Origin of the sequence: Sulfitobacter sp. 1A13496, assembly GCF_043557225.1 — a bacterium.
Classification (GTDB): domain Bacteria; phylum Pseudomonadota; class Alphaproteobacteria; order Rhodobacterales; family Rhodobacteraceae; genus Sulfitobacter; species Sulfitobacter faviae.
Genome location: NZ_JBIFFP010000003.1, coordinates 81,199 through 97,850, shown reverse-complemented (window position 1 = coordinate 97,850; position 16,652 = coordinate 81,199). Strand labels below are relative to the sequence as shown.

Below are 16,652 nucleotides of genomic sequence, written 5' to 3'. Positions count from 1 at the left end.
TCCTCACTTGTCCGATTTGCGATTGGCGGAGGTGGCGATTTCGCCTGTCTCCATCAGCATTTTGAACCGCTTCAAATCCCGCCGACCCTGAAGCGCGGGTTCGGTCTGAAACAGCTTGGCGATCCAGCGCCCCAGCTCCCCGGCGGGCGGGTTATAGGCGATGATCGCCTCAATCTCGGTGCCCCGGTCACCCGGCGCGTCGCGGAACGAGACTTTGCCCTCGGTATCGATCTGCGAACTGTCGAGGGCGCGCCACGCGATCTCTTCCCCCGGTTTGTCACTGACCACCTCGGTCTCGACCCGCAGGTCTGTCCCCGCCGGGCCTGCGATCATCCAACGGAACTGACCCTTCGCGGCGTCGATCGGCTCGACCGCCTTTACGTTCTCCATGAACTCTGAGAGCTTTGTGAAGTCGCGCCAGTGGCGGTAGAGTTCGTCACGCGGACGGTCGATCGTCACCGTGCGTCCGACGACGGCATAATCGCCGAAACGCGCCTGTTTCGCACTGCGCCCGGGCGCGGAATCTGCGGGCCGATGGCTCAGCCCGTCACGATCCCGCCGCGCGGCGTAGAGCGCATAGGCAGAGGCCCCGGCAAGCGCGCCGACGCCAAGCCCCCAGAACAGCGAGCTTTGCCGCTCTGTCAGCGCGTCCCGCGCGCTCTCAGTGGCGCTACGTTGGTCGTAAGGATAAGATGTCATCAAGAAACCTCCTGTTGCTGAATATGGCAGACCGAGTGTTTCAACTGGAACGCGAGGATCGCGACAGGTGTTCCGAAGAAGTGGCTCCGAAGCGCGGCTCCGGCGGAAATCAACCGATCGCGCACGGGGGGCGCGCTGCCAGTAACAGGAACCTTTCGGGAAACCGCCCGTTGGTCCCCTGCGATCCGGCCCAAAGGAATAATGTAATGACGCCCCGCGAAACTACGCCACATGGTGCCAAAGGCGTGGACAATCCAATTGGTTTGAGAATTTTAATCCCCCTCGCTGCCCTGAGCTTGCTCGCCGCTTGCGATGACCTGCAGTTCCCTCGGGATGTGGAAGACACCCTCGAAACCGTTCTCTCCGACCAGAAAATGACCGTGGCGGTATCGGAAAACCCGCCGTGGGTCGTGCTGGCAGACGGCCAGCCGCCGCAGGGGGTCGAAGCCGACCTGACCCGCGCCTTCGCCGACGCCTTGGGGGTGGCCATCGAGTGGAAACACCTCGGCGCTTTCGCAGCGTTGGAGGGGTTGGAGAAGGGTGACATCGACCTCGCCATCGGGGGTTTCACCCGCAAAGACGTGACCCCGGTAAAAGGTGCCGCGCCGAGTTACGCCTATTTCGAGGAGTCCTTTGTCATCGGCAGCCGGGGGCCAGACGCCCTGCCCTATGAGATCGAAGGCCAACGCGTTTTCGTACCGCCCTACCTGCCCCTTGCCGCGCTGGTTGAAAAGGAAGGCGGCATTCCGGTGGATCAATGGGCGGAAGGTCTCAACCTCGCCGCCGTCCCCCATTGGCAACTTGATGAGAAAGACCTTACCGCCACCGAAACCACGCTACAGCGGGCGCAGCATGTCGTTGCCGTGCAGCAGGGCGAAAACGCTTGGCTGATGGAGATCGAAGGCTTTCTTCGAGATGAGGCCGGAACCATAGGGGCGCGTTTACGCGCATCTGCCCCATGACCCGCTCCATCCGCACCATGCCCCAGGCGCAGAAGAAAGCGCTGCACCGCGCGCGCTGGCTTGAGGTCATCTGGATCGCGGTCTTGGGGTCGATCGTGGCGGCGATCTATTTTGCAGTGGGCAGCAGCCAAGCGATGAAAACCGCGTGGATCGAAGACCTGCTCAGCTTCGTGCCGCCCATTGCCTTTCTGGTTGGCTCGTGGATCGAAGGATGGAAGCCCAACCGCCGTTTTCCACTGGGCTATATCCGCGTCACATCAATCGCTTATCTGATCAGCGCCGTGTCGCTCGGCGGGGTCGGGATTTTTCTTATCGTCGACTCTTCCATCGCACTGTTCAAGCAGGAGCACCCCACCATCGGCAGTGTCGAGCTTTTCGGCACCACCATTTGGTTCGGCTGGGTGATGATCGCGGCGCTGGCCTATAGCGTCGTGATGCCGGTCATTTTCGGCCACCTGAAAATGAAGCCCGCCAAGATGCTCCATGACAAAACGCTCTATGCCGATGCCATGATGAACAAGGCGGATTGGATGACAGGGCTTGCCGGTATCGTGGGCATCCTTGGGATCGGGATGGGCTGGTGGTGGGCCGATGCGGTCGCGGCCATCGTGATCGCCTTGGACGTGCTGCACGACGGTTTCAAGCACACCGGCGCGGCCATCCGCGACCTCAGCGACGAGATGCCGCGCACGATTGAAGATAAGGAGTTCGACCCGCTGATCGAAGAGGTGCAAGATACTTTCAACGCGCTGCCATGGGTCTGCGAAAGCCGCCTGCGTCTGCGCGAAGAAGGGCGCTTTCTGACCGGCACAATCTACGTCGTGGCGCATGAAAACGGCGGCACGCCCGAGAGGGTCGAGGCGGCGGAGGCCGAACTGCTCGACCTGCATTGGCGCATTCACGACATCTCGATCATGCCACGGACTGAGATTGCGGAGTCGGTCACGATTGAAGGGGCGGATGACGGCACTCTGCCACTGCGGTCCGGCGCCCGGCGGCGTCCAATGGGGTGACCGGGGGCGGATCGCGTCCGATTTAAAACTGACCTACAGACACGCCTCCGCATCGACATTGCCCCGCGTCATCACACGCGGGGCAACATGCATCTGGCTTATCCGCCAACCAACGTGCCGCCGTTCGGGTGCAACACCTGCCCGCTCATATAAGACGAGTCCTCGCAGGCGAGGAACAGCAGCGACGGGGCCACCTCATTCGGCTGACCGGGGCGGCCAAGGGGGGTGTTCTCGCCAAATTCCTCAACCTTATCTGCCGGGAAGGAGGCCGGGATCAGCGGCGTCCAGATCGGCCCCGGGGCCACACCGTTGACCAAAATCCCCTTGGGCGCCAGCTTGCTCGCCATGGCCCGCAGGAAGGACAGGATCGCCCCTTTGGTCGACGCATAGTCAAGCAGTAGGTCCTGACCCTTATAGGCGGTGATCGAGGTGACACAGATGATCCGCGCGCCCTTTTTCAGATGCGGCAGCGTTGCCTGCGTCATCAGGATCATGCCGATGATATTGGTGCGGAACGTGCGTTCGATCTGCGCTTCTTCGATGTCTTCGAGGCTTTCCTGCGCGTGCTGTTCGCCCGCATCATTGACGAGAATGTCAATCTTGCCAAAGCTCTCCATCGTGCGGCTTACGGCATCTTTGCAAAAGGCTTTCTCACCGACATCGCCCTCCAGCAACAACGCCCGGCGGCCCTCGGCCTCGACCAATCGCTTGGTCTCTTCCGCGTCGCGGCTTTCGTTGCGGTAGACGATGGCGACATCCGCCCCCTCACGCGCATAGAGCAGCGCCGTAGCGCGGCCGATCCCGCTGTCGCCCCCGGTGATCAGCGCCACCTTATCCTTGAGCCGGTCGGAACCCGGGTAGCGCGGGGTGTAATCGGGCGCGGGGTCCATCTTATGCTCCCGCCCGGGCTGGCTTTGCGGGGTGTCGAGGGCATCAAAATTCTGATCTGTCATGGTGCATTCCTATCTGTTGTGGCCCCACGCGGGCGGGGCGTTCAAAAAACTAGGGTTACAAAGGGGCAATGATCGCTTTGCCGGTCTGGTTTCAGCGCGGCAGCGGGATGAGAGAAATTTCGCGCATCACGGGTGTTGCGCTCAGGGGCCGGTCGCCTTTCCGCGTCGCCCCTTCCAGCGGTGGCAAGCCCCCGCCAATCAAAGGCGGGCCAAGGAACCAAGCATCAGCCCCATGGTTTTTCAGGTAACCTTGAGAAGGAGTATATCCCATGCGAATGAGCGCATTGCTGATCTTCGGCGCCGGTGCCGCGAGCCTCGCCTATCTGATGAACCGCCAGTCCCGCGCCCAAAGGGCGGTGGCATATGACCGGGCGCAAGACCACGTCCGCGTCGCGGGCCCGCGCGAGATGGTCGACCCGCCCCGCAAATGGAATATCGTGGATGAGGCGGTCGACGAATCCTTCCCCGCCAGCGATCCGCCCGCGACCTATTGATGGGGGGCTGCGCGTGGCCGGTTAGAATACGAAGTTCCGATCCTGAGCCACCGCGCTTTCCGTCAGGTCGCCTTGCAAAAAGATCACCCCATACGCGCCAAGGCCGACCGCAACACCGCCCTCTCGCGCCGTGATCTCAAGATCATCGAGACCCCTGATGCCGGAGAGCGAGAGCTGGATCACGTCGACGCCGGGGGTGAAGTCGGTGATGACATCGCCCGTGGCCACCTCGCCCTCGGAAAAGCCGAAAACGTCGTCGCCCGTCCATCCCGTGACGGTGTCTGCCCCCGCCCCGCCGACGACCGTATCGTGCCCGATGCCGCCGTTCAGCTGGTCTTGCCCCTCTCTGCCGGAAAGCTGATCATCGCCCCGGTTGCCCAGCAGATGGTCATCCCCCTGCTGGCCGACCAATAGGTCATCATCGTCGAAGCCGCGCAGGGTGTCGTCTCCGCCCCAGCCGTGGAGCGTGTCCATGGCGGCCTCCCCGTCCCAATCGAGGCCGATGTGCAGCTCGCGAACCGCATCGAGGGCGGCTTCCTTGTTGACGAAATCTTTCGTGATCAGTCCTCCTCGATCGTGATGTTGGTGGGTTTTGCAGGCAGGTCTGTAAGCGCCGCCGCACCGCCGGATGGCTTTTTCAGCGCGTTGTGATCCATGGGAACACCGGTCAATTCTTCCGTGGATGGAATGTGATGACCCAGTTCACCCTTTTGCTGCGATGGCGCTTTGCGCTCGAAGAATTCGACCCCAGCCAAAAGATCCCGCTCGGCCCGATCCATGCGATCCTCGGACCAGTCTTCGAGATTTAGGCTTGAAGCCTGCTCATTGCGGTCGTTGATGGCCTTGATGGCTTCGCGTACTGCTACGTTGTCCAAACGGTTCGAGGTCGGGTTGGCGGACCGTGTGCGCCGGATGGCGGTCAGCCCAGTCTGAGCAGCAACCCCCTTGAGCGAGGCGTCAATGGCTGGAATTTCGAACCACTCCTTGCCCAACCGGACGGAGATCGCACCCAGATCCTTCGGGTGCCACCGCACATCAACCATGTGCGGATCCTTGCGACGCATGTAGGTTTGCAGGTGTTCAGCCTGGTAGCTCACTCCGAGAATCGTGATCCCAGACTTGTCGAGGCGATACTGACGCTGCTGCCCGAAATACAGGCGCATAATCTCCATGTCCGGGGGAGGCAGGACGCCGTATTCCTTGCTCAGGCGACGCCACGCCTTGACAGGCGTCTCGCCATTCAGTCCACCGTGGGGCGTATTGTGGTTGATGTCCGCCACCCAACGGATCAGGGCGAAGGTGAAGTCATCCAAGGTCAGGACGGCCCGCTTCTCCGGATCGGCATCACCTTTCTCCAAGATGCTACCAAAAGTGTGGCCGGTCAGTCGTGGCGCGAAATCGCTCGCGAAGGTCCCAAACGCCCGTTCAATGGTGCCGCGGTTTTCTGGCACACCGTTCATAGCCATTTCCCACATGACCCCAAGATCGCTGGCAGCCATCCGAAAACGTTGTGATTTAAAGGCGGCTCCTCCGTCGAAGACGATCAATTCCGGCGTGCCATGCATGTCCCATGGCGTCATGCCGCCTACCGCGTCCGTCCACGTACCTTTGTTGGTTGTGATCATCTGCAGGAGTTGTACCGCAGCTTCCTCCCCGGGGTTGCGGCTCAGCACCATGCCGACAATGCACCGCGTTGCGCAGCAGATAGCCGCCGTCAGTGTCCAGCGTGCTGTCTTTTTGCGCTTCTTCCCGTTGTCATCAACATCTCCTTCAACGTAGAGACCCAGTGAACGCTTTTCGTCGTCCTCCATGAGGGCGTACATTCCGCTGCTCGTCAAAAACGTCATAACATCGACGGTCCATTCGTCGATCTCCACGCGCTCCAAAGGCCGTGTCACAGAAATACCATTTACAACCGGCCGAAACTTTTTGCGCGCAGCGGCTTCCCCGTTGCGAGCCAATTCAACTTGGTAGGGATCGAGCGCCCAGATGGCGCGGCGCACGGTTTCACGGCTCGGAATGGTAAGCGGTGATTGCCCGTTTGCCAGGCGTTCCTCGTTGCGATCACGGAAGCTGAGCTGGACCTCCTCATGAATATGCTTGATCGACGGCTTTTCAGGAGAGAGATACTTGCGTACCTCTTTCATCATCAGCCCGATGGCCTCCGGCCCCATCCGGTGCGACCGGTTGCCGCGATTGTCGATCCGATCAACGAGACCGCCCCGGCCAAATTCTTCCATCGCACTCAACCAACGACGCAATGTTCGCGGCGATGGAGGAATGCTGAAATCCTCGGATTTAGGCAGCTTGGCCTTCCCCGAGGGGTTAAGATTATCCGCGAGCTGAATTGCCCGTGCCACCAGAAATGGCTCACTAGCTTTCAGAGACAAATCGTTTCTTTTCAGCAAGCCCTCCCTGTGCAATCCCAAGAGAGCCTCAGTATACGCCTCCCGTTTAGACTTCCGCGTTTTGCCGCTACCAACGAGGCAACCATCTGCGACGGTCATTTTCAGTTGACGCTTTGCCGCAAAGTGCGGGTCGAAATACCCACGCTCTACGCGGATGGCATGTGCATTTCCGAGCCGCTGCATGTCCTCATGCGTGAATTGCTGCGCAAGTTGGGATTCGTCATCGCGGACAAACACAAAGCCGACTTCCGTTTCTCGATGAAGCCGGTAACTGACGCCTTCGACAGTTACACGATCGAATTTTCCAAATGCGTAGTGAGCGTTTTCGTTGTAAGCGGTGCCTGCCCAGCACTTGGTATTAGCTTGACGGCTGGAAATTCCACGGAAGTAGGTCGTCGATGCGATTGGCCGGATGGCCTGCTGCAATCGCTTCAAGCGTCGCTTTGAGATATGCGAACGGTTCGACATCATTGACCTTCGCAGTCGCTATGAGAGATGCGATGCGGCCCCAGGCGTGGCCACCTTCGTCGTGACCGCCAAAAAGCGCGTTCTTTCGCGTCAATGCAATTGTTCGGATCAGGTTCTCGACTGCATTGGAGTCGATCTCGACCCGGCCGTCGTGCAGGAAGGTCTGCAGCCCGCTCCACTGCCGATGGATATAGGTCAACTTCTCGCCGAGACGGGACTTCGAGGAGATCCGGCGCCGTTGGCTCTGAAGCCACTCGCCGAACTCTGCCATCAATGGTGCCGTGCAGGTCTGACGTGCCGAGAGGCGCTGACCCGGACCCATCCCACGGATCTCGCTTTCAATGCGGTAGAACTCTGCGATCCGACGCAGCCCTTCTGCGGCGATCTCTGAGCCGTCTCGATCAAAGACCTCTTTCAACTTGCGCCGCGCGTGTGCCCAACAATACGCGGCGGTGATCGGCGCGCCGCCTTTCCGCGACGAGCGCGTCAGTCGGTTGTAACCAGCATATCCGTCTAGTTGCAGAGTGCCGTCAAAGCCCCGCAATATCTGCTCTGCATTCTGCCCTGCACGACCCGGGGCATAGGTGAAGACAACGCCTGGCGAATCATCTCCACCCCATCCTCGATCATCGCGCGCCAGTGCCCAAAGGTATCCTGTCTTCGTGCGGCCTCGACCCGGGTCCAGAACGGGGGCGGTTGTCTCATCCATGAACAGCTTACCGGACTTCTTTAGATGCTCAGCCAAGCGGTCCACGACAGGGCTCAGATGGAAAGCCGCTGTGCCAACCCAATCGGCCAAAGTGCTGCGGTGGATGTCGATGGCGGAGCGAGCAAGGATTTGGCTTTGGCGATACAACGGCAGGTGGTCTGAGAATTTGCTGACAAGCACATGTGCAATGGCGCCCTCAGTCGGCAACCCGCCTTCGATTAAATGCGCAGGCGCCGGGGCCTGCGTGATACCTTCAGCGCAGGAGCGGCAAGCATATTTGGGGCGAACGGTGACGATGACACGCAGCTGCGCTGGAATGATATCCAGTCGCTCGGTGCGGTCTTCGCCAATACAGTGCATCTCGCCACATCCGCAGGGACAGCTCAAACTCTGAGGCTCGACCACCCGCTCAACCCGTGGAAGGTCTGCAGGAAGATTGCCACGGTTGCGCCGGGCCGCTTTGCGAGGCCGTGCCTCTGAGGAGGTCTGCTCAGCTTGCTGAGTCTCAACTTCAGCGACGGCCACCTCAAGGTCTTCAAAAGCCAACTGCCGCTCATCCTCGCTTAACTTCTCCGAGCGCTTGCCATGTGTGGCGTTCTTGAGCTCGGCAATGAGGTGTTCCAGACGCTTAACCAAAACTTCCAGCTCAGATGTTTTGGTTTGCAGCCCGGTCGTCTCTTGCTTCAACGATTTGTTCTCGCGCAGCACCGCTAAGACAGCTTCACGCTGGCTCTCGGGGATGGCAGATATATCGATGGGCGGCAGGTCGGACATGCCCGGAGTATAGCTTGATTTACGCCCAAATGGGCAGGCCTTTTGCGCCTCCGAGTCACTCTGCCGCAGCCGGTCTGCGGGGTTCTAAAGAGCGCACTCGGCGCCAGTCCAGCCCTGCAAAAAGCGCCTCGAATTGGGGGCGGTTCAAGGTGATCACGCCATCTCGAATGGCGGGCCAAATGAAGCTGTTCTCCTCAAGTCGCTTGTAGGTCATCACGAGCCCGCTGCCGTCCCAGAACAAAATCTTCATCCTGTCGGCCCGTTTGGCGCGGAATACAAAGACTGTTCCGGTAAAGGGGTCTTGGGCCAATGCCGACTGCACCATCGAAGCCAATCCATCGTGTCCTTTACGGAAGTCCACCGGCCGCGTCGCAACCAATATCCGAACACCTTGCGATGGCATCAGCATGAAGAAGCATCAAGCGCGTGGGCGATCTCTGCAATCCGAGAGGCAGATGTCTGCAGCGGCAACTCGATGGCGATCTCTCCAAAGATCAATCTGATCGCCTCATTCGGAACAGTCAGAGCTTCTGTGGGCTCTTCCGGCCCAGCAGAAACCACCAGTGGAGCGAAGAGCGGCTCAGCGGCCTCCGGCGCCGGTAGCAACAGCTTTCCTTCCTTGGCCAGTCGACGCCACGCCGATAGCTGGTTCGGAAGGATGCCATATCGCTCAGCGACAGCGTTCACCGTTGCACCGACCTCAAGCGTGTCCGCCACCACCTGTGCCTTTGCATTATCCGACCAACGGCGGTGGCCGGACGCATAAATCTCAACGCCAAGCGATCTGAGAAACGAATTTGTAGCGCACATTGCGAAACGCACTCCCCGTCATAAGATGCGTTCGTTCTCGCAGCGAAGATCACACCCTACAACGTGCCCCCGGGCCACCGCTTACGAACGATATTGGTCTTCAGCGCCATGCCGCGATCCTGAACTGAGTCCATTTCAGTGGGCTGGATCGATTGATCTCGTCTCAGGGCGGAGCAGACAGGATGGCATAGCGTAGCGGGGCTATCCGCTTCATTGAGCGGTTTGCCACCAAAGGTAAATATTAGCTTAGCAAGGTGTGTGGTCGCGCCAACAACACGACCGCACGATGATCGCGGCCCAAAGCGACAGGCGCAACCGGTCGAATCGCAATCCGCTGCCAGCATTTACGTTTCTGCTGCTCGGTGCAGGATCGAAGTCGAGCTCCGATCGGCGGAGCTCTGACTTCTCCCTTCACGTTCGACTGAACGTCTTAGCGAGGAATGCACCCGCCGACGCACTCAAGAGACGGCGGCGGGTGCATTGTGGTCCCAGTTGCAATGTAAACTGGTCGAATCGCAAACTGTTGTTAACTTTCACAACAAGTGCTTCATAAGGCGCATTATATCACCCACACTTACTATGCCCGCAGCTCCCGCAGGTCATGCAGCCCTCGACCATCCGCATGTCGAACTGACCGCAAGACGGGCAGGACTTGCCGCGCGGGGCGTCGAGGCCCACGACCTTCGCCTGCGGGTCGGTCTTCAGCCCCATGCCCTCTCCCGCGATGAAGCCGGTGGCGATCATGTGGCGCTCGATCACGCCGCCGATGGCCGCGAGGATCGAAGGGATGTATTTGCCCTGCATCCAAGCCCCGCCGCGCGGGTCGAAGACGGCTTTCAGCTCTTCCACCACGAAGGAGACATCTCCGCCACGGCGGAACACGGCCGAGACCATGCGGGTCAGCGCCACGGTCCAGGCGAAATGCTCCATGTTCTTGGAGTTGATGAAGACCTCGAAGGGACGGCGGTGGCCGTTCAGCACGATGTCGTTGATGGTGATGTAGAGCGCGTGCTCGCTATCGGGCCATTTGACCTTGTAGGTGTTGCCCTCCAACTCGGCGGGGCGGTCCAGCGGGTCGGACATATAGACGATCTCGCCGCCTTCGCTGACCTGATCGGGGCTGTCGGCGGGGGCCTTGTCGCTCTTCTCGGAAGAGACGCTCAGAACCGAACCGGTCACATCGTTGGGGCGATAGGTGGTGCAGCCTTTGCAGCCCGTGTCCCACGCCTGCATGTAGACGTCCTTGAAGGCATCAAAAGAGATGTCCTCGGGGCAGTTGATGGTCTTGGAGATCGAACTGTCGATCCATTTCTGCGCCGCGGCCTGCATCTTGACGTGATCGGCGGGCGGCAGGGTCTGGGCGTTGACAAAATAGTCGGGCAGCGGTGCATCGCCCTTCAGCTCGCGCCACATCTGCACGGCGTAGTCGACGACCTCTTCCTCGGTCCGGCTGCCGTCTTTTTGCAGCACCTTGCGGGTGTAGGCATAGGCAAAGACCGGCTCAATCCCCGAGGACACGTTGCCCGCGTAGAGGCTGATCGTGCCGGTGGGCGCGATGGAGGTCAAAAGCGCGTTGCGGATACCATGTTCGCGGATCGCTTCGCGCACGTCATCGTCCATCTGCTGCATGGTGCCGGAGGCGAGGAATTTCTCAGCATCGAACAGCGGGAAGGCCCCCTTCTCTTTCGCCAGTTCCACGCTTGCCAGATAGGAGGCGCGGGCGATGGCTTTGAGCCATGCCTCGGTCTGGGCCGCCGCCTCGTCAGAGCCGTAGCGCAGGCCGACCATCAACAGCGCATCGGCAAGGCCGGTGACGCCCAGACCGATGCGGCGCTTGTTCTGCGCCTCAGCAGCCTGTTCGGGCAGTGGGAAGTTCGACACGTCGACCACATTGTCCATCATGCGAACGGCGGTGGCGACCAACTCGCTCATCGCGTCTTGGTCGAGATGGGCGTCGTCCTCGAAAGGCTGTGCGACCAGACGGGCAAGGTTGATCGAGCCCAGAAGGCAGGCGCCATAGGGCGGCAGGGGCTGCTCGCCACAGGGGTTGGTGGCGGCGATGGTCTCGCAATAGTTCAGGTTGTTCGCGGCGTTGATGCGGTCGATGAAGATCACGCCCGGCTCGGCGTAATCATAGGTCGCCTGCATGATCTTGTTCCACAGGTCACGCGCCTGCACGGTTTTGTAGACCTTGTCGCCAAAGACGAGGTCCCACGAGCCGTCGGCCTTCACGGCCTCCATGAAGGGGTCGGTGACCAGCACGGACATGTTGAACATGCGCAGACGGGCGGGATCGGACTTGGCGGCGATGAAATCCTCCACATCCGGGTGATCGCAACGCATGGTCGCCATCATCGCACCGCGGCGGCTGCCTGCGGACATGATGGTGCGGCACATGGCGTCCCAGACATCCATAAACGACAACGGGCCAGAAGCATCCGCCGACACACCCAGCACATCCGCGCCGCGCGGGCGGATGGTGGAGAAGTCATAGCCGATTCCCCCGCCCTGCTGCATGGTCAGGGCGGCCTCCTTCAACATGTCGAAGATGCCGGACATGCTGTCGGGCACGGTGCCCATGACGAAGCAGTTGAACAGGGTCACGCGGCGCGCAGTGCCGGCGCCTGCGGTGATGCGGCCCGCGGGGAGGTATTTGAAATCCTCCAGCGCGTTGAAAAACTTGTCTTCCCAGACGTCCGCCTTCGATTCGACCTGCGCGAGGTCGCGGGCGATGCGGCGCCATGTGTCCTCGACCGTGACGTCCTTCGGGGTGCCATCGGCCCCTTTAAAACGGTATTTCATATCCCAGATTTGTTCGGCGATCGGGGCGGTAAAGCGGGACATGGGGTAACTCCTGAGGTCAGTGGCAGGGGCTCTTATTAGCTAGGCTCTGCCTGAGAGAAAACCGGAAAATTACGCTCCATCATACAAGAATTTGCATGTGATTGAAATCCAACTACCTTATATGGCGTGGACCAAAGGAATCGCTGGGGGGCGATGTGACCGGTAAAATGAACCTGATAAAGCTTTCGGTCGGCACCGAAGGCGTCGAAAGCCTCGCCAAATGGCAGGCGCGCAAGGACGTGCGCACGCATGACGGCTTGCCGCGCCATGTGACCCGCATGTGGCCCAAGCGCGAGGCCGAGATTCTCAACGGCGGCTCGATCTATTGGGTCATCAAGGGCGTAATTCAGGCCCGCCAGCGCATCGTCCGGCTGGAGGAGGTCACCCGCGCCGACGGCATCCGCCGCTGCGCCATCGTGCTCGACCCCGAGATCATCCGCACCCAGAACAGCCTACGCCGGGCCTTTCAGGGCTGGCGTTACCTCAAGCCCGAGGACGCCCCGCCCGACCTGCCCGAGGGCCGCGAGGCCGAGGCGGAACTGCCCGTGGAATTGAACCGCGCCCTGGCCGAGATCGGCGTGCTCTGAGCTTCAGTCGGCGTAGAGCGCCTCGATCTGATCCCCATAGAGTTCGTAGACCTTGGCCCGGCGCACCTTCATCGTCGCGGTCACCTCGCCGTCGTCGTGGTCAAGCTCCTTGCGCATCAGCCAGACCTTCTTGACCTGCTCGACCCGCGCCAAATCGCGGTTTTGCTTGGCCACCTCCGCGTCGATCAATTCCTGCACCTTGGGGTGCTCGGCCAGCGAGCGGAAAGTGGTATAGGCGATCCCCTGCCCCTCGGCCCAGAGCCGGACCGTATCCATGTCGATCTGCACCAGTGCTGTCACATAGGGCCGCTTGTCGGCCACGGCGACGACCTCCTTGATGAAGGGGCTGGCCTTGATGACATTCTCGATATGCGCGGGCGCGAGGTTCTTGCCCGCCGCGTTGATCATGATGTCCTTCTTGCGGTCGATCAGCGTGATCGAACCGTCGGCCTCCTCGCGGCCCACATCGCCGGTGTGCAGCCAGCCGTCGCGGAGCGTCTCGGCGGTGGCCTTGGGGTTCTTGTAATAGCCCTTGAAGATGGTCCCGCCCGAGAACAGCACCTCGCCATCCTCGGCGATCCGGGTGCGCACCCCGCTGACCGGAAAGCCGATGCGCCCGTCGCATTGGCCCCATGAGCGCTGGATCGTGCCCACGCCCGAGGTCTCGGACATGCCCCATGCCTCGCGGATATTGACCCCGATGCCGCGCATGAAGCCCAGAAGCTCGGCGCTGATCGGCGCGGCGGCTGAGATCGCAAAGGTCGTCCGCCCAAGGCCGAGATAGCTGCGGATATGACGGTAGATCAGCGCGTCCCAAAAGGCATGGGCTAACCGGTCCCCGGCGCTCCATTTGTCGCGTCGGATCATGCCGCGCCGCTGCGCGCCCTTCAGCGCCATCAGCGTCATCGGCCCCTTGATGCGCCCGGCGGTCTGCGCCTGCACCAGCACGCCCGCCTGCATCTTCTCCCAGATCCGCGGCACGCCGAAGAAGACCTGCGGTGCAACCTCCCGCAGGTCGAGCGTGATGGTCCGAAGGCTCTCGCCGAAGTTCATCACAAACTGCTGCGCCAGCCCGTTGATCACCGTCACCGCCTGTTCCGCGATGTGGCACAGAGGCAGGTAGCTCAGCACATCCGTCCCGGGCGGGTAGTCGCCAAAGACATCCCGCGCCACGCCCACGCCCGCGTGGATATTGCCATAGGAAATCTCCGCCGCCTTGGGCAGGCCGGTAGAGCCCGATGTAAAGACCATCATCGCCGTGTCATCAGGCTCGATCCCCGCCTGCCGCGCCCGCAGATCATCAGCAAGATCGGCCAGCCGCGCCCGGCCCCGGTCGAGCAGTTCGTCGAAGCTGATTAGTCCCAGCAAATCCTCGCCCCGCGTGCCCTTGGGGTTGAAGATCACCAACTGGCGCAGCTGCGGCACCCGGTCGCCCAACTCCTTGATCTTGTCGAGCTGCTCCTGATCCTCAATGAACAGCACCGTGCTGTCCGAGGCGTTGATCAGATGCTCCAGTTCTGCCGCCGGGCTGGTGGGATACATGCCCACCACAACCCCCGCCGCCGCGTTGATGCCAAACTGCGCCTGCACCCACTCGCTGCGGTTCTCGCTTAGGATGCCGACATGGCCGCCGGGACTGAGACCCAGATCGACCAACCCTGCGGCGGTCGCCTGCATGATCTCTTGCAAGCCTGCCCAAGTGATCTCATTCCAAATGCCAAATTCCTTTTGCCGCATCGCCACGCCCATGGGGCGGTTGTCTGCATGGCTGTGCACCATGCGCACCAGCGGCGCGAAATCGCCTTTGAACTCATCAAATGCCATGGTGGCCTCCTTAGCTGAGCCAGCGTTTTCGGCGTTTGTAGTGTTTCACATCGCGGAAAGACTGCCGCGCGCCGCCCTCCTCGCCCATGCCGAGGTAAAAAGACTGGATGTCCTTGTCGCCGCGCAGCTTCTCGACATCGCCTTCCATGACGATCTGGCCGCTTTCCATGATGTAGCCGTAGTCGGCGACGGAAAAGGCCACGCCCGCGTTCTGCTCGACCAACAGGATCGCCGTGCCGTCCTCTTGGTTCAGACGCTTGATCGTGTCGAAAATCTCTGCCACCACCTTGGGCGCCAACCCCAGTGACGGCTCGTCCATCAGAATGAGCTCGGGCCGCGCGATCATGGCACGGCCAAAGGCCAGCATCTGCTGCTCCCCGCCCGAGAGATACCCGGCGATCTGGCGCCGCCGCTCCTTCAGCCGCGGGAAGAAGGCATAGACCTTGTCGTAGTCCGGCTTGGCCTGCCGCCGGTCCAGCGCATAGGAGGCGGCGATCAGATTGTCCTCTACCGTCATCTCGCTGAAAATCCGCCGCCCCTCGCGCACGTGGAACAGCCCTTGCTGCACCAACCGGTCGGGCTGGATCGTCATGATCGACTGGCCCTTGAAGGAGATGCGCCCCTCGCCGACTTCGCCGTTTTCCAGTGCCAGCAGGTTGCTCGCGGCCTTCAACGTCGTGGTCTTGCCCGCGCCGTTGGTGCCCAGCAGCGTGACGATCTTGCCGTCCGGCACCTCGAGCGACAGCCCGCGCAGCGCCTGCACCGTGTGGTGATAGGTCACTTCGATGTTCTCGATGGTCAGCACGCGGGGCCCTCTCTCTTTTTGGCCGGAAATTCATCAGTGGTCCGGGGGCGAAGCCCCCGAACCTGTTGCAATCAGACGGTGAACCAGTCCGATTTCGGCGTGAACAGCCCGTCCTCGGGGTTGTAGCCATAGACGCGGCCGGTCCCGATGGCGTTGTTCTCCATGCTCACGGGCCCGCCGAAGAAGCCTCCCGAATCCCAGTTTGAGATGCCCGAAAGCTTCTCGGCGATGTTGTCGGGGGTCAGTTCCAGCCCGGCCTCGGCGGTGTCGCGGAAGGCCTTCATGGCGATCTCAAGCCCGCACATGGTCTGGATCGCCCATGTCGACATGTAGTTCTCCAGCGGCGTGCCCGCGAACATCTGCTTGCTGAGTTCGGCATACTGCTGGTAGCGCGGCGCGTCTTCGCGGTCGTAGAAATAGCGGTAGGGCATGACGCCTTCGTAGCCCGCAAGGAAGGGCCCGGCCTCGGCGGTGATCCGGTCGGCGATCAGTTTTTCCATGCCCCAGAAGGTGCCCTTGAACTTGACCGGCAGGCCAAATTGCCGCGCGCCGCCGATGAGCTGCGGCCAGACGCCGGTGACATAGCCCTGCAGGATGCAGTGATCCGCGCCGGATTGCGCCAGCTTGGTGACATGGGTGGGAATGTCGGCGCCCTCGGCCTTGGTGCTTTCCTCGAGCACGACCTCGAGGCCAAGCTCCTCGGCGGTCTTGCGGCCATGCTCGATCGGATCGCGCCCGAACTCGGTGCTGGAGAAGATGAAGGCTACCTTCTGCCCGCCCTCGTTCTTGATGTTCTGCAGCAGGATATCGAACTGGCTCTGATAGGTTGGCCCCGAGAGATATTGGTAGGGGTGGGTCGCCGGGTCGGCCAGTTCCGAGGCAAAAGAGGTCGACCCCATGATCCGCGCATTCTCGCCCTTGAGCTCAGGCGCGATCAGCTTCATCGCCCCGGTGCTGTCGGCGAAATAGCCGATCATGTTCTTGCCCTCCGAGGCCAGCGCGCGCTGGTAGTTGTTCAGCGCGTTCTGCGGCACATAGCCGGAATCCTCGGTGACGAAGCGAATGGGCACACCGGCCACGCCGCCCTCGTCGTTGAACAGTTTCGCGGCCATGGCGAAGGCAGGCGCGACCAACTGCCCCGCCGTGGCGAAGGGCCCGGTGAGCGGCAGCGAGGCGCCGAGCACATATTCCTTGGGCTGGGCGCGCAGGATCATCGGCGTCCCCATGGCAGCAGTCGCGGCGGCCGTGGTGGCGAGGAAGGATCGGCGGTTCATGGTCATTTGTCTTCTCCCTGATGTGGCC

Annotated in this window: 15 protein-coding genes; 4 read left to right on the top strand and 11 right to left on the bottom strand. The window is 61.3% G+C overall.

Going from position 1 to position 16,652, the window contains the following annotated elements; translation table 11 throughout:
* Positions 1 to 3 precede the first annotated feature (3 nt).
* A complete protein-coding gene (locus tag ACGYLX_RS09155) occupies positions 4 to 699 on the bottom strand; it encodes an SRPBCC family protein (protein WP_394448862.1) in 696 nt (231 codons plus the stop codon).
* A gap of 335 nt (positions 700 to 1,034) precedes the next feature.
* On the opposite strand from ACGYLX_RS09155, the gene ACGYLX_RS09150 reads away from it, so the two are divergent.
* Together ACGYLX_RS09150 and ACGYLX_RS09145 are read left to right on the top strand one after the other, a co-directional pair.
* On the top strand, positions 1,035 to 1,661 hold the full coding sequence (locus ACGYLX_RS09150) for a transporter substrate-binding domain-containing protein (RefSeq protein ID WP_394448860.1): 627 nt from the start codon (positions 1,035 to 1,037) through the stop codon (positions 1,659 to 1,661).
* Positions 1,658 to 2,674: a cation transporter gene (locus ACGYLX_RS09145; protein ID WP_394448858.1), complete on the top strand. Its 1,017-nt coding sequence runs from the start codon at positions 1,658 to 1,660 to the stop codon at positions 2,672 to 2,674. The genes ACGYLX_RS09150 and ACGYLX_RS09145 overlap by 4 nt, the downstream gene beginning before the upstream one ends.
* 98 nt (positions 2,675 to 2,772) lie before the next feature.
* Here the strand turns inward: ACGYLX_RS09145 and ACGYLX_RS09140 are convergent, their stop codons facing one another.
* Positions 2,773 to 3,627 (bottom strand): SDR family oxidoreductase, encoded by an 855-nt coding sequence (locus ACGYLX_RS09140; RefSeq protein ID WP_394448856.1) that lies wholly within the window; start codon positions 3,625 to 3,627, stop codon positions 2,773 to 2,775.
* A 269-nt stretch (positions 3,628 to 3,896) separates the two neighbouring features.
* On the opposite strand from ACGYLX_RS09140, the gene ACGYLX_RS09135 reads away from it, so the two are divergent.
* Positions 3,897 to 4,121: a hypothetical protein gene (locus ACGYLX_RS09135; RefSeq protein WP_394448854.1), complete on the top strand. Its 225-nt coding sequence runs from the start codon at positions 3,897 to 3,899 to the stop codon at positions 4,119 to 4,121.
* 21 nt (positions 4,122 to 4,142) lie between these two features.
* Here the strand turns inward: ACGYLX_RS09135 and ACGYLX_RS09130 are convergent, their stop codons facing one another.
* The 6 genes from ACGYLX_RS09130 to ACGYLX_RS09105 all read right to left on the bottom strand — a co-directional run bounded on the left by ACGYLX_RS09130 (position 4,143) and on the right by ACGYLX_RS09105 (position 12,134).
* Complete coding sequence (locus tag ACGYLX_RS09130) at positions 4,143 to 4,595, bottom strand: hypothetical protein (protein WP_168613414.1); 453 nt, start codon at positions 4,593 to 4,595, stop codon at positions 4,143 to 4,145.
* Positions 4,596 to 4,681: 86 nt separating this feature from the next.
* On the bottom strand, positions 4,682 to 6,964 hold the full coding sequence (locus tag ACGYLX_RS09125) for a transposase (RefSeq protein ID WP_394448852.1): 2,283 nt from the start codon (positions 6,962 to 6,964) through the stop codon (positions 4,682 to 4,684).
* Entirely contained in the window at positions 6,888 to 8,480 is a 1,593-nt protein-coding gene (gene tnpC / locus ACGYLX_RS09120) for an IS66 family transposase (protein ID WP_394448849.1), read from the bottom strand. The genes ACGYLX_RS09125 and tnpC overlap by 77 nt, the downstream gene beginning before the upstream one ends.
* A gap of 55 nt (positions 8,481 to 8,535) precedes the next feature.
* Complete coding sequence (gene tnpB / locus ACGYLX_RS09115) at positions 8,536 to 8,889, bottom strand: IS66 family insertion sequence element accessory protein TnpB (RefSeq protein WP_136720649.1); 354 nt, start codon at positions 8,887 to 8,889, stop codon at positions 8,536 to 8,538.
* Entirely contained in the window at positions 8,883 to 9,290 is a 408-nt protein-coding gene (locus ACGYLX_RS09110) for a transposase (RefSeq protein ID WP_394448846.1), read from the bottom strand. Before ACGYLX_RS09110 ends, tnpB begins: the two co-directional genes overlap by 7 nt.
* 564 nt (positions 9,291 to 9,854) lie before the next feature.
* Positions 9,855 to 12,134, bottom strand: a complete 2,280-nt coding sequence (locus ACGYLX_RS09105) for an adenosylcobalamin-dependent ribonucleoside-diphosphate reductase (RefSeq protein ID WP_394448843.1) — start codon at positions 12,132 to 12,134, stop codon at positions 9,855 to 9,857.
* Positions 12,135 to 12,301: 167 nt separating this feature from the next.
* Here ACGYLX_RS09105 and ACGYLX_RS09100 point away from each other — a divergent pair, with 167 nt between their 5' ends.
* Entirely contained in the window at positions 12,302 to 12,721 is a 420-nt protein-coding gene (locus tag ACGYLX_RS09100) for a DUF1489 family protein (protein ID WP_067260830.1), read from the top strand.
* A 3-nt stretch (positions 12,722 to 12,724) separates the two neighbouring features.
* On the opposite strand, the gene ACGYLX_RS09095 is transcribed toward ACGYLX_RS09100, so the two are convergent.
* The 3 genes from ACGYLX_RS09095 to ACGYLX_RS09085 all read right to left on the bottom strand — a co-directional run bounded on the left by ACGYLX_RS09095 (position 12,725) and on the right by ACGYLX_RS09085 (position 16,630).
* Entirely contained in the window at positions 12,725 to 14,545 is a 1,821-nt protein-coding gene (locus ACGYLX_RS09095) for an AMP-dependent synthetase/ligase (protein ID WP_394448840.1), read from the bottom strand.
* 10 nt (positions 14,546 to 14,555) lie between these two features.
* Positions 14,556 to 15,350, bottom strand: coding sequence for an ABC transporter ATP-binding protein (locus ACGYLX_RS09090; RefSeq protein ID WP_394448838.1), 795 nt, complete (start codon positions 15,348 to 15,350; stop codon positions 14,556 to 14,558).
* A 71-nt stretch (positions 15,351 to 15,421) separates the two neighbouring features.
* A complete protein-coding gene (locus tag ACGYLX_RS09085; RefSeq protein WP_394448834.1) occupies positions 15,422 to 16,630 on the bottom strand; it encodes an ABC transporter substrate-binding protein in 1,209 nt (402 codons plus the stop codon).
* Positions 16,631 to 16,652: the final 22 nt, after the last annotated feature.

What these genes read in the sequence shown, in the direction of transcription:
- ACGYLX_RS09130 (WP_168613414.1), bottom strand. Translation starts at nt 4,595, where the DNA reads ATGGACACGCTCCACGGCTGGGGCGGAGACGACACCCTGCGCGGCTTC.
- ACGYLX_RS09105 (WP_394448843.1), bottom strand. Translation starts at nt 12,134, where the DNA reads ATGTCCCGCTTTACCGCCCCGATCGCCGAACAAATCTGGGATATGAAA.
- ACGYLX_RS09100 (WP_067260830.1), top strand. Translation starts at nt 12,302, where the DNA reads ATGAACCTGATAAAGCTTTCGGTCGGCACCGAAGGCGTCGAAAGCCTC.
- ACGYLX_RS09085 (WP_394448834.1), bottom strand. Translation starts at nt 16,630, where the DNA reads ATGACCATGAACCGCCGATCCTTCCTCGCCACCACGGCCGCCGCGACT.
- ACGYLX_RS09135 (WP_394448854.1), top strand. Translation starts at nt 3,897, where the DNA reads ATGCGAATGAGCGCATTGCTGATCTTCGGCGCCGGTGCCGCGAGCCTC.
- ACGYLX_RS09140 (WP_394448856.1), bottom strand. Translation starts at nt 3,627, where the DNA reads ATGACAGATCAGAATTTTGATGCCCTCGACACCCCGCAAAGCCAGCCC.
- tnpC (WP_394448849.1), bottom strand. Translation starts at nt 8,480, where the DNA reads ATGTCCGACCTGCCGCCCATCGATATATCTGCCATCCCCGAGAGCCAG.
- ACGYLX_RS09110 (WP_394448846.1), bottom strand. Translation starts at nt 9,290, where the DNA reads ATGTGCGCTACAAATTCGTTTCTCAGATCGCTTGGCGTTGAGATTTAT.
- tnpB (WP_136720649.1), bottom strand. Translation starts at nt 8,889, where the DNA reads ATGCTGATGCCATCGCAAGGTGTTCGGATATTGGTTGCGACGCGGCCG.
- ACGYLX_RS09145 (WP_394448858.1), top strand. Translation starts at nt 1,658, where the DNA reads ATGACCCGCTCCATCCGCACCATGCCCCAGGCGCAGAAGAAAGCGCTG.
- ACGYLX_RS09155 (WP_394448862.1), bottom strand. Translation starts at nt 699, where the DNA reads ATGACATCTTATCCTTACGACCAACGTAGCGCCACTGAGAGCGCGCGG.
- ACGYLX_RS09095 (WP_394448840.1), bottom strand. Translation starts at nt 14,545, where the DNA reads ATGGCATTTGATGAGTTCAAAGGCGATTTCGCGCCGCTGGTGCGCATG.